Source organism: Pseudomonas corrugata, assembly GCF_050920615.1.
Taxonomy (GTDB): domain Bacteria; phylum Pseudomonadota; class Gammaproteobacteria; order Pseudomonadales; family Pseudomonadaceae; genus Aquipseudomonas; species Aquipseudomonas corrugata.
Window position 1 is genome coordinate 6,396,327 of record NZ_CP130434.1, and the last position, 14,951, is coordinate 6,411,277.

At 61.8% G+C, this 14,951-nt stretch carries 13 protein-coding genes; 4 read left to right on the plus strand and 9 right to left on the minus strand.

Translation table 11 applies throughout. The annotated features are described in order from the left end of the window. Positions 1-25 precede the first annotated feature (25 nt). Positions 26-1,183 (minus strand): acetylornithine deacetylase, encoded by a 1,158-nt coding sequence (gene argE, locus QZH45_RS28760; RefSeq protein ID WP_024780490.1) that lies wholly within the window; start codon positions 1,181-1,183, stop codon positions 26-28. 238 nt (positions 1,184-1,421) lie between these two features. Here argE and QZH45_RS28765 point away from each other — a divergent pair, with 238 nt between their 5' ends. Beyond that, positions 1,422-2,789 carry an inorganic triphosphatase gene (locus QZH45_RS28765; RefSeq protein WP_069018354.1) on the plus strand — a complete coding sequence of 456 codons (1,368 nt, stop codon included), beginning with the start codon at positions 1,422-1,424 and terminating at the stop codon, positions 2,787-2,789. A gap of 126 nt (positions 2,790-2,915) precedes the next feature. On the opposite strand, the gene QZH45_RS28770 is transcribed toward QZH45_RS28765, so the two are convergent. Further along, a complete protein-coding gene (locus QZH45_RS28770; protein ID WP_024780492.1) occupies positions 2,916-3,386 on the minus strand; it encodes an Lrp/AsnC family transcriptional regulator in 471 nt (156 codons plus the stop codon). A gap of 125 nt (positions 3,387-3,511) precedes the next feature. Here QZH45_RS28770 and QZH45_RS28775 point away from each other — a divergent pair, with 125 nt between their 5' ends. The 3 genes from QZH45_RS28775 (at position 3,512) to QZH45_RS28785 (ending at position 6,175) form a co-directional block, all read left to right on the plus strand. Beyond that, on the plus strand, positions 3,512-3,841 hold the full coding sequence (locus tag QZH45_RS28775; RefSeq protein ID WP_024780493.1) for a hypothetical protein: 330 nt from the start codon (positions 3,512-3,514) through the stop codon (positions 3,839-3,841). 144 nt (positions 3,842-3,985) lie between these two features. Continuing rightward, complete coding sequence (locus tag QZH45_RS28780) at positions 3,986-5,770, plus strand: GspE/PulE family protein (protein ID WP_024780494.1); 1,785 nt, start codon at positions 3,986-3,988, stop codon at positions 5,768-5,770. Between the two features lie 84 nt (positions 5,771-5,854). Continuing rightward, a complete protein-coding gene (locus QZH45_RS28785; protein ID WP_173668678.1) occupies positions 5,855-6,175 on the plus strand; it encodes a DUF2388 domain-containing protein in 321 nt (106 codons plus the stop codon). Between the two features lie 162 nt (positions 6,176-6,337). Here the strand turns inward: QZH45_RS28785 and gcvH are convergent, their stop codons facing one another. The 7 genes from gcvH to pepP all read right to left on the minus strand — a co-directional run bounded on the left by gcvH (position 6,338) and on the right by pepP (position 14,937). Then, positions 6,338-6,724 (minus strand): glycine cleavage system protein GcvH, encoded by a 387-nt coding sequence (gcvH, locus tag QZH45_RS28790; RefSeq protein WP_024780496.1) that lies wholly within the window; start codon positions 6,722-6,724, stop codon positions 6,338-6,340. Positions 6,725-6,776: 52 nt separating this feature from the next. After that, entirely contained in the window at positions 6,777-7,859 is a 1,083-nt protein-coding gene (gcvT, locus tag QZH45_RS28795; RefSeq protein WP_024780497.1) for a glycine cleavage system aminomethyltransferase GcvT, read from the minus strand. A gap of 240 nt (positions 7,860-8,099) precedes the next feature. Then, positions 8,100-9,713: an ABC transporter permease gene (locus tag QZH45_RS28800; RefSeq protein ID WP_069018355.1), complete on the minus strand. Its 1,614-nt coding sequence runs from the start codon at positions 9,711-9,713 to the stop codon at positions 8,100-8,102. Positions 9,714-9,890: 177 nt separating this feature from the next. Further along, positions 9,891-10,895: an extracellular solute-binding protein gene (locus QZH45_RS28805; RefSeq protein ID WP_024780499.1), complete on the minus strand. Its 1,005-nt coding sequence runs from the start codon at positions 10,893-10,895 to the stop codon at positions 9,891-9,893. A 238-nt stretch (positions 10,896-11,133) separates the two neighbouring features. After that, on the minus strand, positions 11,134-12,351 hold the full coding sequence (locus QZH45_RS28810; RefSeq protein ID WP_174549826.1) for a 2-octaprenyl-3-methyl-6-methoxy-1,4-benzoquinol hydroxylase: 1,218 nt from the start codon (positions 12,349-12,351) through the stop codon (positions 11,134-11,136). Between the two features lie 67 nt (positions 12,352-12,418). Continuing rightward, positions 12,419-13,606, minus strand: coding sequence for a 2-octaprenyl-6-methoxyphenyl hydroxylase (ubiH, locus tag QZH45_RS28815; protein WP_053190592.1), 1,188 nt, complete (start codon positions 13,604-13,606; stop codon positions 12,419-12,421). Further along, complete coding sequence (pepP, locus tag QZH45_RS28820) at positions 13,603-14,937, minus strand: Xaa-Pro aminopeptidase (protein ID WP_024780502.1); 1,335 nt, start codon at positions 14,935-14,937, stop codon at positions 13,603-13,605. Before pepP ends, ubiH begins: the two co-directional genes overlap by 4 nt. Positions 14,938-14,951 lie beyond the last annotated feature (14 nt).

Genomic DNA, 14,951 nt, shown 5'->3' on the forward strand with positions numbered 1-14,951 from the left:
GAATACGGGTCTGGATATAGGCAATCTAGTAGCCGGCGGCCGGTGTCAGGCAATAGTGTTCGATCAACTGCCGTAACAATTGCACAGTAGGTTGCAGTCGTGACATTTCAAGGTGCTCGCCCGGCTGGTGGGCACAGGCGATATCGCCAGGGCCCAGCACCAGGGTTTCGCAACCAAGGCGCTGAAGATAAGGCGCTTCGGTGCCGAACGCCACTGCTTCGGCACGATGGCCGGTGAGTCGCTCGGCCACGCGAACCAGTTCGGCGTCCTCGGACTGCTCGAACGGCGGCACTTCGGGAAACAGCGGGGCATAGTCGATCTTGACCTTGTGCCGCTCGGCGATGGGATCGAGCTTCTGCAAAATGGCCGCACGCAATACTTGCGGATCCATGCCCGGCAAGGGACGCAAGTCGAATTCCATCGAGCATTGGCCGCAGATCCGGTTGGGGTTGTCGCCGCCATGGATACAACCGAAGTTCAGGGTCGGTTGCGGCACCGTGAATTGCGGGTTACGGAATTCACGCTGCCATTGCAGGCGCAGGCCGCGCAGCTCGCCCATGGCGTCGTGCATGGCTTCAAGCGCGCTATGCCCCAGGCTCGGATCGGAGGAATGACCGCTGCGCCCGAGAATGTCGATGCGCTCCATCATCACGCCTTTGTGCAGGCGAATCGGCCGCAGGCCGGTCGGCTCACCGATGACGGCGGCGCGTCCCAGAGGACGTCCGGCATCGGCCAAGGCGCGGGCGCCGGCCATGGAGCTTTCTTCATCGCAGGTGGCGAGGATCAGCAACGGTTGCTTGAACGGCTGATCCAGCAGTGGCTTGAGCGCTTCGATGGCCAGGGCGAAGAAGCCTTTCATGTCGCAACTGCCCAGCCCGACCCAGCGCCCATCGACTTCGGTGAGCTTCAGCGGGTCGGTCTGCCACAGTGCACCGTCGAACGGCACCGTATCGCTATGCCCGGCCAGCACCAGGCCACCGGGGCCGCTGCCGAAACTTGCCAGCAGATTGAATTTGCCGGGACTGACCTGCTGGATATCACAGGAAAACCCGAGGTCGCCGAGCCAGCCCGCCAGCAGTTCGATCACGGCGCTGTTGGACTGGTCCAGCCCAGGCTGCGTGCAACTGACCGAAGGCGCGGCGATCAGGGCAGCGAACTGATCTTTCATGGACGGCAAAGGCATCGCTGGCTCCGGACTCACAAGTTGACACCCATCATAGAACCATCCGGTGCTGGTGTCCTGCATCACAAATACTGTTCTTTTTTGACGGTGTCTGTTGCCGTGATGCTGCGTTGCCGCTCCTCGCCATAGCGGGCTATAACTCGTCGCGGCGCGTAGGACGGAGGACTCCTGTACACTGCACGGCCTTGGCAGCCACACCTTCCCCCGGCTGCGCACCCGATCCCTGGATTTTCCGGCCATGCAGAAAGAAACCGAAATCAAACTCCGCGTCAGCCGCGAGACCCTGGCAGCCTTGCGCGAGCATCCGCTGCTGAAAAAACGCAACAAAGGCGGCTGGGAACGCCGTGAGCTGATGAACCAGTATTTCGACACGCCGGAGCGTGACCTGGCTCGGGCCAAGGTCGCCCTGCGCCTGCGCCGCGACGGTGAAGAGGTGATTCAGACGCTCAAGACCCGTGGCCAGAGCATCGCCGGCCTGTCCGAGCGCAACGAATACGACTGGCACCTGCCCAAAGCCAAGCTCGACCTGAAGAAACTCGATGGCGAATGCTGGCCCGAGGCCTTGGCCGAACTGGACAAGAAAACCCTCAAGGCCATCTTCACCACCGATTTCGTCCGCGAGCGCGCCGAAATCGCCTGGGGTCGCGGCAAAAGCAAAGTGGTCATCGAAGCCGCGCTGGACCTGGGCCATGTCGTGGTCGGCAAGCAGAAGGAAGAAATCTGCGAGCTGGAGCTGGAACTGCGCGAAGGCGAGCCCGCCGCGCTGCTGGAGCTGGCCGCCGAACTGGCCGCGACCCTGCCCTTGATGCCCTGCGACATCAGCAAGGCCGAACGTGGCTACCGCCTGTACGATGCAAACAGCTACGCCCTGAGCCTGCCCGCCCCGCAATTGACCGCCGAGATGCCGCTGGACGACGCCTTCGCCGCGCTGAACTGGCATTTGCTGGGCAGCAGCCAGCGCCTGGCCGAGCAGTACCGCTTCAATGGCCACTGGCGCCTGCTGTTGGATTGGGTAGAGAACCTCGCCGAACTGCGAGCCTTGCTCAGCAGCCTTGGCCAGGCCGCACCGCGTCAATCGACCCACGACTTGCGCGTCGCCCTGGACGCCCTGCTGGAAGACTGGCGTCCACTGGTCCAGGCCGGCCTGGACGACGAAGACGTGCGCAAGGCGGCACCGGAGCAGTTCCTTGAGGAGCTGCAGGACCCGCGTTGGGGCCTGTTCTCCCTGAACGCTTCGCGCTGGCTGCTGGCCCGCGGCTGGACGACCGAGCGCAATACCCGTGGCAATCGCCAGGGCGCGGCGCAACTCAATAGCTGGCTGCCTCGACTGCTGGGCGAGGAAGCCTCGTCCCTGCAGTTGCAACGCTACCAGCAGCAACCTGAAGACCTGGCCGAACAACTGCCTCGCATCGAGCGCATCCAGGTCTGGCTGCACCATGCCCGTGCGGTGCTGGAGATACCGGAGATGGACCGCCTCTACGGCGAGCTGAACAAACTGGCGCAACTGGCCAACGAGCCCATTACCGACGAAGCCCTGGATGCACGCAAGCATCAGGCGATTGCGGTTTATCAGAATCGGGCCTGGAAGATGTTGTTGCGTCTGTAATACCGCCATCGCGAGCAGGCTCGCTCCCACATTGGATCTTCAGCGGACACAATTGATGTGTACGAACATGGCATCAATGTGGGAGCGAGCCTGCTCGCGATGGGGCCGGAGCAGACACAGCAGACGTCAGCGCATCACCGGTAAACTCGTCGTGGACTTGATCTCCGATAGCGCCACGATCGAGTTCACTTCCTGTATCCCCGGCACCAGCGACAGCTTCTCGAAAAAGAATCGCTCATACGCCTCGATGTCCGCCGTGACGATGCGTAGCAGGAAATCCACCGACCCCATCAGCACATAACACTCCAGGACTTCGGGAAAGCCGCGAATCGCCTCGGTGAATTCGGTGAAGTTCGAACGCCCGTGGGCGTTGAGTTTGATTTCGGCGAAGATCTGCGTGTTGAGTCCGATTTTCTTGCGGTCGAGCAACGTTACCTGACCGCGAATGATCCCCTCCTCCTTCATTCGCTGGATCCGTCGCCAACACGGCGACTGGGACAGGCCTACCTGTTCGGCGATCTGCGCGCTGGACAGCGACGCATCCTCTTGCAGCAACGCCAGTATCCTGCGGTCGTAACCATCCAGCTCGCTATGCATAAATAAACTCTTCAAGAACAAAATAAAGAATCATACGATTCAACATGATGGCTAATTTGTGCATTTTAGATAAGAAATTCCCCTTCGCGCATGTAAACATTCCTCTCCACTCAAGGAGATCGTCCATGCCCTCGTTCGAAACCGTCGCCCCGCGCGCCGATGTCTGGCATACCGCCAACGCCCATTGTCGCGTGAAGTACCGGTTGCTGGCCGAAGCCGAAGCCGATTTGCTGTGCCGGGCCCTGAATCTGTTCGCCCTGCAGGGCTTGATGCCAGAGCAGGTCCACGTCGAACGCCAGGATGAACTGCTGACGATGGAGATCCTCATCGAAGGGCTGAGCTGGCACCGTGCCCAGGTGCTTGCGGAAAAATTGCGCAACCTGATCAGCGTGTGCTCGGTGGATCTGCAAAGCGCCGATACCGCCTGGGCTGCGCCGGTCCAGGCGACGGCTTGAGGGGTATCAGGCAAGAATTCGAAACGCATTGGTCGGGTAGTGGCCCAACGGTTCACCGGGTCGGGACTATTCTTTTGCAGACCGACTCAGGACGCGCAAGCGTCTGTATCGCGGCTTTGCTGCAATTGTTCAATAGGAACCCACATGTCCACCAAACACGCCACTCAGGACCGCTGGCTGGACCTCAATGATCTGCTGCGCCAACTGGTCACCCAAGGCTTCATCAGCCAGGATTCGGCCGAAACCGCGCTCAACGCCCGGCGACGCCACAACACCAGCAGCCAGTTGCACCCGCTGGAGTTCATCGCCAACCAACATCTGGACGACCTCAGCCGCCCCGGCAAGCGCCTGGACCTGGAGAGCCTGACCCTGTGGTTGTCCCAGCAGGCCGGCCAACCGTACATGCGCATCGACCCGCTGAAGATCAATGTCGCGGCCGTTACGCCACTGATGTCCTACGCCTTTGCCCAGCGCCACAAGATCCTGGCGGTGGCAGTCGATCGCGATACCGTCACTGTCGCCAGCGCCCAACCGTACGTCAGCAGTTGGGAATCGGACCTGACCCATGTGCTCAAGCTGCCGATCAAACGAGTGGTCGCCAACCCCGTGGACATCCAGCGCCTGAGCGTGGAGTTCTATCGCCTCGCCAAATCTGTCAGTGGCGCCACCACGACCGAGCAGCAACCGAGCAACCTCAGCAACTTCGAACAATTGCTCAACCTGGGCGCCAGCGACCAGGAGCCGGACGCCAACGACGCGCATATCGTCAATATCGTCGATTGGCTGTTCCAGTACGCCTTCCAGCAGCGCGCCAGTGATATCCACATCGAGCCACGTCGCGAGCAGGGCACGGTGCGGTTTCGCATCGACGGGGTGCTGCACACCGTCTACCAGTTCCCGCCCCAGGTGACGATGGCGATCATAAGTCGCCTGAAGAACCTTGGACGGATGAACGTCGCGGAGAAGCGCAAACCCCAGGATGGCCGGGTCAAGACCAAGACCCCTGACGGAAACGAGGTGGAGTTGCGCCTGTCGACATTGCCTACGGCGTTCGGCGAAAAAATGGTCATGCGGATCTTCGACCCCGAAGTCCTGCTCAAGGATTTCGACCAGCTCGGATTCTCCGCCGACGACCTGCGCCGCTGGCAGGACATGACGCGCCAGCCCAACGGCATCATTCTGGTGACCGGCCCCACCGGTTCCGGCAAGACCACCACCCTCTACACCACCCTCAAGAAGCTGGCGACGCCGGAAGTGAACCTTTGCACCATCGAGGACCCGATCGAGATGGTCGAGTCGTCCTTCAACCAGATGCAGGTGCAGCACAACATAGACCTGAGTTTCGCCGCAGGGGTGCGCGCGCTCATGCGGCAGGACCCGGACATCATCATGATCGGCGAAATACGTGACCTGGAAACCGCCGAGATGGCGATCCAGGCGGCACTCACCGGGCACCTCGTGCTCTCGACGCTGCATACCAACGATGCACCGAGCGCCATCAGTCGCCTGCTTGAGCTCGGCGTGCCCCACTATCTGATCAAGGCCACGGTCCTCGGAATCATGGCTCAGCGCCTGGTGCGCACACTGTGTCCTCATTGCAAGGCGCCCCTGGCCCTGGACGAGGAAGACTGGCAAACCCTGACCCGGCCCTGGCAAGCCCCCTTGCCGAGCAATGCCCAACAAGCCGTCGGTTGCCTGGAATGCCGTGATACCGGTTATCGCGGCCGCGCCGGGGTGTACGAAATACTTCAACTGAGTGACAGCATCAAGGGACTGATCCATGCCGATACAGACCTGCTGGCAGTACGCCGCCAGGCATTCAAGGAAGGCATGCGCAGCTTGCGGCTGTCCGGTGCTCAGAAAATCGCCGCAGGGCTGACCACTGTCGAGGAGGTGCTGCGGGTAACGCCGCAAAGCGAGCACAAATGAACCCGGTATCGCTTGACCGATAAGTCACGGAACTGAATCCAGACGCAGGTAATCCAAAGTCATAGTTAACCCAGTGGAGTCACCATCATGCGTCTCAAACTTGCTGTCGCTACCCTAGCCTTGCTGTCTCTTCCTGTTGGCTCGGCAATGGCCGACACGTTTTGGCGTAACGTCATCTCGTCCGGTGCAACCACCGGTTCCACCTACCTGACTTTCAAGGATCACAAACTGATCGTCGCCGCCCAGGACGACGCCGGTAGCTTCGTCGCCAGTGACGGCAACATCCGCGGCCCTTATCTGGAAGCGGCAATGCAGAAGGTCCGTGCCGATAACCCAGGCCTGCAGGCCACCGACATGGAACTGGCCAACGCGATCCTGGCGAAAAACGCCGTCGCCCAGGACTGATCCGGCCCCATGAAAAATGCCGCTCGATCGAGCGGCATTTTTTTGCCTTGCAAGTCATCTCTTGTGGGAGCGAGCCTGCTCGCGATAGCGGTAGGTCAGCAATATTCATGCTGACTGACACACCGCCATCGCGAGCAGGCTCGCTCCCACATTAGCGGTTCATCATTCGCCGATGGCGGCCTTGTAGCCAGCCGCATCAAGCAGCTTGCCGAGATCAGCTGCGGCATTGGAAGGCTTGAGCTTGAAGATCCAGGCGTTATACGGCTCGGAGTTCAACAGTTCCGGCGAACCAGCCAGCTCTTCGTTGACAGCGATCACTTCACCGCCGACCGGGGCATAGATGTCCGAAGCGGCCTTGACCGACTCCACCACGCCCGCTGTCTCAGAGGCGTCAAAAACCTTGCCTAGATCCGGCAGCTCGACGAATACCACATCACCCAGCGCTTCCTGGGCATGGTCGGAAATGCCCACGGTAACGGTACCGTCAGCCTCCAGGCGCGCCCACTCATGGCTTTCAGCAAAACGCAGTTCGGCAGGGATATCACTCATATTCTGTGTCCTCAAGAGAAAGTGTCAGCGGCCAGCGGCCCGCCGTGAAAGGTTAAATCAGGGTTTTGCCATGGCGGACGAAGGTCGGTTTGACCACCCGTACCGGGTACCACTTACCACGAATTTCTACCTCGGCACGGTCGGCGGTAGCCATCGGAACACGTGCCAGGGCGATCGACTTGCTAAGCGTAGGAGAAAAACTGCCACTGGTGATCTCACCTTCGCCCGCATCAGCAATGCGAACCACCTGATGGGCGCGCAAGACGCCGCGCTCTTCCAGCACGAGACCAACCAGTTTGTGCTGCACGCCCCCCGCCAACTCGGCTTCCAGCGCACTGCGCCCGATGAACTGCCGGCTCGCCGGCTCCCAGGCAATGCTCCAGGCCATGTTCGAGGCCAAGGGCGAAATGTCTTGGTGGATATCCTGGCCGTAGAGGTTCATGCCGGCCTCCAGGCGCAAGGTATCCCGAGCTCCGAGGCCAATGGGCGAAATGCCCGCCCCCACCAGATCGTTGAAAAAACTCGGCGCTTCGTGAGCGGGCAGGACAATCTCCAGACCATCTTCACCGGTGTAGCCCGTGCGTGCGATGAACCAGTCACCGTCGGCGCGCCCCTCGAAGGGCTTGAGTTGCTGGATCAATTGACCGCGCGATTGCGAGACCAGCTCGGCAATCCTGTGCCGGGCCTGTGGCCCCTGGATGGCCAGCATCGCCAGCTCGGAACGTTCGCGCAGTTGCACGTCGTATTCCCCGAGCTGCACCTGCATCCAGGCCAGGTCCTGATCCCGGGTCGAGGCGTTGAAGACCAGCCGGTAACCATCGTCTACGCGGTAGACGATCATGTCGTCGACGATGCCACCCTGCTCGTTGAGCATGGCACTGTAGAGGGCACTTCCCGTGTCCTGCAAGCGATCGACGTCGTTGGCGAGCAAGCGCTGCAGCCAGGCCTTCGCCTGGGTACCGGCGACGTCGATTACCGTCATGTGGGATACATCGAATACACCGCAATCGCGACGCACCTGGTGGTGCTCCTCGACTTGCGAGCCGTAATGCAGAGGCATATCCCAACCGCCAAAATCGACCATCTTCGCGCCGAGGGCGAGATGAAGGTCATACAGAGGCGTACGCTGTCCCATGGGTTTCTCCTTCCGGGCTTGGCGAAGATGCGGACTGTCCGACAGACGGAGCGCACCGAATGCGGCGCATTGTAGCCGCATGATCCGCTGTCCTGTATCACCAATACTGTTCTTTTTTGACGGTGCCCATTGCCGTCATGCTGCGTTGCCGCTCCTCGCCTGACGACAATAACCACTCGTCAAAAAAGGAACGTATTGGCGAAACAGCACACTCGGACTGACACCTGGGGACTCGTTTTATCAGCTCCGATGAGCCGAACGTCGTATCAATCCGATGACCGGCAACAGTCCCACCAATACCAGGGTCAGCGCCGGCAGCGCGGCCCGGGCCCACTCCCCTTCGCTGGTCATTTCGAAGATCCGCACTGCCAAGGTGTCCCAACCGAACGGGCGCATGAGCAGGGTCGCGGGCATTTCCTTGAGCACATCCACGAACACCAGCAACGCCGCACTCAGTGTGCCGGGCAGCAATAGCGGCAGATACACTTTGAAAAACAGTTGTGGCCCACTGACACCGAGACTGCGTGCAGCTTCAGGCAACGATGGGCGGATCCGTCCAAGACTGCTTTCCAGGGGCCCGTATGCCACGGCCAGGAAACGCACCAGATAGGTCAACAGCAGGGCCGACAGGCTGCCCAGCAGCAGGGGCTTACCCGCGCCGCCGAGCATGCTCGACAACGGGATAACCAGCTCACGGTCCAGATAGCTGAAAGCAAGCATGATCGACACCGCCAGCACCGACCCAGGCAAGGCATACCCCAGGTTCGCCAGCCCCACGCCGCCACGAATGGCACGGGTCGGGGCCAGGCGCCGGGCGAAAGCCAACAGCAAGGCCACGCAAACGGTGATCAGTGCCGCCAGGCCACCCAGGTAAAGGGTGTGGACAATCAACCCGGCATAGCGCTCATCCAGATCGAAACGGCCGCGCTGCCAGAACCACACCACCAGTTGCAGAACCGGGATGACGAATGCGCAGATGAATACCAGCAGGCACCAACCAGTGGCCGCTGCGGCCTTGAGACCACACAAGGCATACAAAGCCCTGGCCCTGGGCCGTTCGTTACTGGCCCGCAGGGCACCCCGGGCCCGGCGTTCGCCAAAGAGCACCAGCATCACTGCCAGCAACAACAGGCTGGCCAGTTGGGCAGCACTGGAGAGGCTGAAGAAGCCGTACCAGGTCTTGTAGATGGCCGTGGTGAAGGTGTCGAAGTTGAACACCGACACCGCCCCGAAATCCGCGAGGGTTTCCATCAATGCCAGCGCCACGCCCGCCCCGATGGCCGGCCGGGCCATCGGTAATGCCACGCGCCAGAACGCCTGCCACGGCGACTGCCCGAGCACCCGGGCAGCTTCCATCAACCCCTTGCCCTGGGCCAGGAACGCACTGCGCGCCAGCAGGTACACGTAAGGGTAAAAAACCAGGACCAGCACCAGGATCACCCCGCCGGTAGAGCGGACCCGGGGCATGCGCAGGCCGCTGCCGAACCAGTCACGCAACAAGGTTTGCACCGGGCCGGCAAAGTCCAGCAGGCCCACGAAGACAAACGCCAGCACGTAGGCCGGAATCGCGAACGGCAGCATCAATGCCCAGTCGAGCCAACGCCGGCCCGGAAACTCACAAAGACTGGTGAGCCAGGCAAGACTGACGCCCAGCACCGTCACCCCTGAACCCACGCCGACAACCAGCGTCAGGGTATTGCCCAACAGACGCGGCATCTGGGTGTCCCACAAATGGGACCATATCTGCGAGTCGATGCTTTGCCAGGACAGCAGCAGCACACTCAAGGGCAACAGGACCAGCGCGGCGATGGCGAAGACCAGGGGGTACCAGCGGCGTTGGACGGGGTGGGTCAAGGAAGGCGCTCGTTCAAATGATGCGTGGGCAGGCTCACAGAAAACCCGTGGCGAGGGGATTTACCCCCGCTCGATGGAAGCCATGGTATGTCAGGTGGACTGAGTTGTTTTCCACGGGCTTGCTTCGCAAGCCAGCGGGGATGCATCCCCTCGCCACAGGGGACCTCGCCCCGTATGTCAGTTCCAGCCCGCCCGATCCATCATGCGAATGGCTTCGGCCTGGCGCTTGCCTGCCACCTCCACCGGCAGCGTATCGGCTTTGAACTTGCCCCAGGCTGCGACTTCCTTGGACGGCTCCACTTGCGGATTGGCTGGAAATTCCTGGTTGACGTCGGCAAAGATACTTTGAGCTTCTGGCGTGGTCATCCATTCCACCAGTTTCTTTGCCGCCTCCGGGTGCGGTGCGTGCCGGGTCAGGCCGATGCCCGACAAGTTGATGTGCACACCCCGGTCTGCCTGGTTCGGCCAGAACAGCTTCACTTTCAGGTCCGGCTTCTGCTGGTGCAGACGACCGTAATAATAGGTGTTGACGATGCCGACGTCGCACTGCCCGGCGTTGATCGCCTCGAGCAATGCGGTGTCGTCGGAAAACACGTCGGTGGACAGGTTCCTGACCCAGCCCTTGAGAATCTGCTCGGCTTTTTCCGCACCGTGGGTTTCGATCAGGGTGGCGGTGAGGGACTGGTTGTAGACCTTCTTGGAAGTGCGCAGGCACAGGCGACCTTCCCATTGATTGTCCGCCAGTGCTTCGTAGGTGCTCAGCTCGTCGGGTTTTACCCGGTCAGTGGAGTAGGCAATGGTCCGTGCCCGCAGGCTCAAGCCGGTCCAGGCATGGGAGGACGCACGGTACTGAGACGGGATGTTGGCGTCGATTACCGGGGATGTGAACGGCTGGAGAATGCCCATCTGCTCGGCCTGCCAGAGGTTGCCGGCGTCGACGGTGAGCAGCAGGTCGGCGGTGGCATTTTCACCTTCGGCCTTGATGCGCTGCATCAACGGCGCTTCCTTGTCGGTGATGAACTTCACCGATACACCGGTCTTTCTGGTGTAGACATCGAAGACCGGCTTGATCAGCTCATCGATGCGCGAGGAGTAGACCACGACCTCATCGGCGGCCTGCACGGCAGTGGAGCCGATGAGGGTCAGGGCGAGGGCGGACAGCAGGCGCTTGGATACCAACATGGAAGCGGTCTCTCGGTGGGTGAGCGAGCGCAAATGATAAAGACTCACATTTGGCAGCTCAATCAAACAGTGGGTGGAGACATTTCCAAATGTTGCCGTACTGGTAGGCTAGCCGTGCAACCGTCATCGCGGGCAAGCCTTGCTCCCACAAGGACAGCTCACTTTCACAGATCCAGACCAACCTGCTCTGTGGGAGCAAGGTTTGCCCGCGATAGGGCCATCTGCCCCACCATAACGCTCAGGCTTTGGCCAGATCCGGCAGATCCCCGATCAACCCCAGCGCTTCGCGCACGAACAACGCCTTGGCCTCGGGCAGGCGGTCCACCAGCTTCAACCCGGTATTGCGCAACCAGCGTACCGGCAATGGATCAGCCTGGAACAGCCGCTCAAAACCTTCCATCGCCGCCATCAGCGCCAGGTTATGGGGCATGCGCCGGCGCTCGTAGCGGCTCAACACCTTGATATCCGCCAGTCGCTCGCCCCGTCCGGCTGCCTGCAGCAGCACCTCGGCCAGCACCGCAGCGTCGAGGAAGCCCAGGTTCACGCCCTGCCCGGCCAGCGGGTGGATGGTGTGGGCCGCATCGCCGATCAAGGCCAGGCCTTCGGCCACATAGCGCTTGGCGTGACGCTGGCGCAGCGGTACGCACAGGCGCGGGTCGGCGCTGACTACCTGACCGAGCCGGCCTTCGAAGGCTCGTTCCAGCTCGGTACAGAAACCGGCGTCATCCAGTGCCATCAAGCGCTGCGCCTCGCCAGGGGTCGTGGACCAGACAATCGAACACCAGTCGTGCCGGCCGTCGCGTTCCAGGGGCAGGAAAGCCAGAGGACCGTTGTCGGTGAAGCGCTGCCAAGCTGTCATTCTATGGGACTGGGCGCTGCGCACGCTGGTGACAATGGCATGGTGCAGGTAATCCCATTCGCGAGTGGCAACTCCCGTCAGGCGGCGTACGGCGGAGTTCGCGCCATCGGCGGCGATGACCAGCGGCGCCCGCAGGATGCGACCATCGGCCAGGGTCAGCAGCCAGTCATCGCCGGAGCGGCGCATCTGCTCGAGTCGCGCGTTGGCGAGCAGGCCCAGGTCGCAATCATGCAACCGGTCCAGCAGTGCGTCCTGCACCACCCGGTTTTCGACAATATGCCCCAGGGTGTCGGCATGCAGGCTTTCAGCGGAAAAATGAATCTGCCCGGTGCCACTGCCATCCCAGACGTGCATGTCGGTATAGGGACTGGCGCGGCGGGCGGCGATCCCGTCCCAAACGCCAAGGCGCTCGAGGATCCGCTGGCTGGCCGTCGACAGGGCACTGACCCGAGGCTCGAATGCCGCCTGGGGATCGAAGGGTTTGACGCTCATCGGGCTGCCGTCGAGCAACAGCACCTGCAAGCCGCTACCTTGCAACGCCAGCGCCAGGGCACTTCCGACCATACCGGCGCCGACAATCAGCAGATCTGCACGCAATACCATGCTTCAAGCCTGTTTTGCGGGCGACATGAGCCGCCCATGAAAAGAATGTTCAACCCCACGCCTACACATCGGGTCGGGTCCCAAGGCCCATGGCCTGGCGGGCGAACCAACGCTTGGCGGGGGGCAACGCGTCGAGACCGAGCAGACCGAGGTTACGGGCCACCGACACCAGCGGCAGGCGACTGCTGAACAGTCGCGTGACCTGGTCGGAGAAACCCACCGTCAAGGCCTGGTCCATCCGCTGGCGCTCGCGATAAGCCTGCAGCACGGTAAAATCCCCCGGTTCACTTGCGCTGTCCAGCAATGCATCGGCCAGCGCCCGGGCATCGCGCAGCGACAGGTTGAAGCCCTGCCCGGCAATCGGATGCAGACTGTGGGCGGCGTTGCCCAGGATTGCCAGATGCGGGCGCACCTGCTCCTCGGCCTCCACCAGTGCCAACGGGTACAGATGTCGTACGCCCACCTGTTTCAATGCACCCAGGCGATAGCCGAACACACTCTGCAATTCGCTGAGGAAGCTACGCTCGTCAAGGTCCGCCAGCCGCTGCGCATCCATGCCCTGACGGGTCCAGACCAGAGCACAGCGGTTTTCCGGCAGCGGCAGCAAGGCCATCGGGCCGTCATCAGTGAAGCGCTCGAAGGCCATGCCGTTGTGGGCTTCGCTGGGGGTGATGTTGGCGATCAACGCGCTCTGGTCGTACGGGCGATTGCGCACACCGACACCCAATTGCTCCCGAAGGCCGGAACGACCGCCGTCGGCCAGCACCGCAAGGTCGCATTCCAGGAGTGTTTCGTCATCCAGGGTCAGGCGATAACCGTCAACCAGCGGCTCCATCCGAGTGACTTGCGCCGGGCAACGCCAACTGACCACGTCCTTGTCCAGGCCCTGCCACAGGCACTGGCCAAGCCAGGCGTTTTCCACCACGTAGCCCAAGGCCGGGACACCTTCCTCGCTGGCCGACAGCCGAGCCGTGGAAAACCGTCCGCGATCAGACACATGGATCTGTTTGATGGGCTCGGCACGCTGGGAAATATCCTGCCAGAGCCCCAGGCGCTGATAGATCTGCCGGGAGCCGAAGGACAACGCAGAGGAGCGGGCATCGTAGCTCGGTTGCCAGGCATGGCCGGGGGCAAAGGGCTCGATCAGGACGATCTTCCAACCCCGGGCCTTGGCACCCGCTTGCAGGGCCAGGGCCAGGCTTGCACCGACCAGGCCACCGCCGATGATCGCCAGATTGACCCGACTCATGCCACTTGTTCCCGTGCGGCGGCCATCAGGGCCTCGATTTCGGCAACGGTCTTGGGTACACCTCGGGACAGGATCTCACATCCGCTTTTGGTCACTACCACGTCATCCTCTATGCGCACGCCAATGCCGCGCCATTTTTTCGCTACATTGCGGTTGTTCGGCGCAATGTAGATGCCAGGTTCCACGGTCAGTGTCATGCCGACTTCCAATACTCGCCATTCACCGCCGACCCGGTATTCGCCCACATCATGCACATCCATGCCCAGCCAGTGGCCGGCACGGTGCATGTAGAACGCCCGGTAGGCTTCGCTGGCGATCAACTCGTTCACCTCGCCCTCAAGCAGCCCAAGGCGCACCAGGCCCCCGGTAATGACCCGGACCGTCGCCTCATGGGCCTGGTTCCAGTGCTTGTCCGGCGCAATCTCGGCAAACGCCGCTTCCTGGGCCTCCAGTACCAACTCGTAGATTGCCTTCTGTTCGGGGGAAAACCTGCCGTTGACCGGCCAGGTGCGGGTGATATCACTGGCGTAGCAGTCGATTTCACAACCGGCGTCGATCAGCACCAGGTCGCCATCCTTGAGCAGCGCGTCGTTCTGCTGGTAATGCAGGATGCAGCTATTGCGGCCGGACGCGACAATCGAGCCATAGGCCGGCATTTTCGCCCCACCCTTGCGGAATTCGTAATCCAGTTCGGCTTCCAGGCTGTATTCGTAGAGCCCAGGACGCGCCGCCTGCATCGCCCGGATATGCGCCTGGGCAGAGATCCGCGCCGCTTCACGCATGACCTTCACTTCCGCTGCCGATTTATACAGGCGCATGTCGTGCAGCAAGTGATCCAGGGCAACGAATTCGTTCGGCGGCTGGGCACCGAGGTTGGCCTTGGAGCGAATCACGTTGATCCACTCCATCAGGTGCCGGTCGAATTCCGGATTGCTGCCCATGGCCGAATACACCCGGTCGCGGCCTTCAATCAGGCCCGGCAGGATGTCGTCGATATCGGTGATGGGGAATGCGTCGTCGGCACCATAATCGCGGATCGCGCCTTCCTGACCGGCGCGCAGGCCGTCCCACAACTCGCGCTCGGCGTTGCGCTCGCGGCAGAACAGGATGTATTCGCCATGGGCCCGGCCGGGCATCAGCACGATCACCGCCTGCGGCTCGGGAAAGCCGCTGAGGTACTGAAAGTCGCTGTCCTGGCGGTAGACATGCTCGACGTCGCGGTTGCGGATCGCAACGGCGGCGGCGGGCAGGATTGCGATGCTGTTGGGCTCCATCTGCGCCATCAGGGCCTTGCGGCGACGGCTGTATTCCGATTTCGGGATATGAATCATGGGCAGACGGTGTT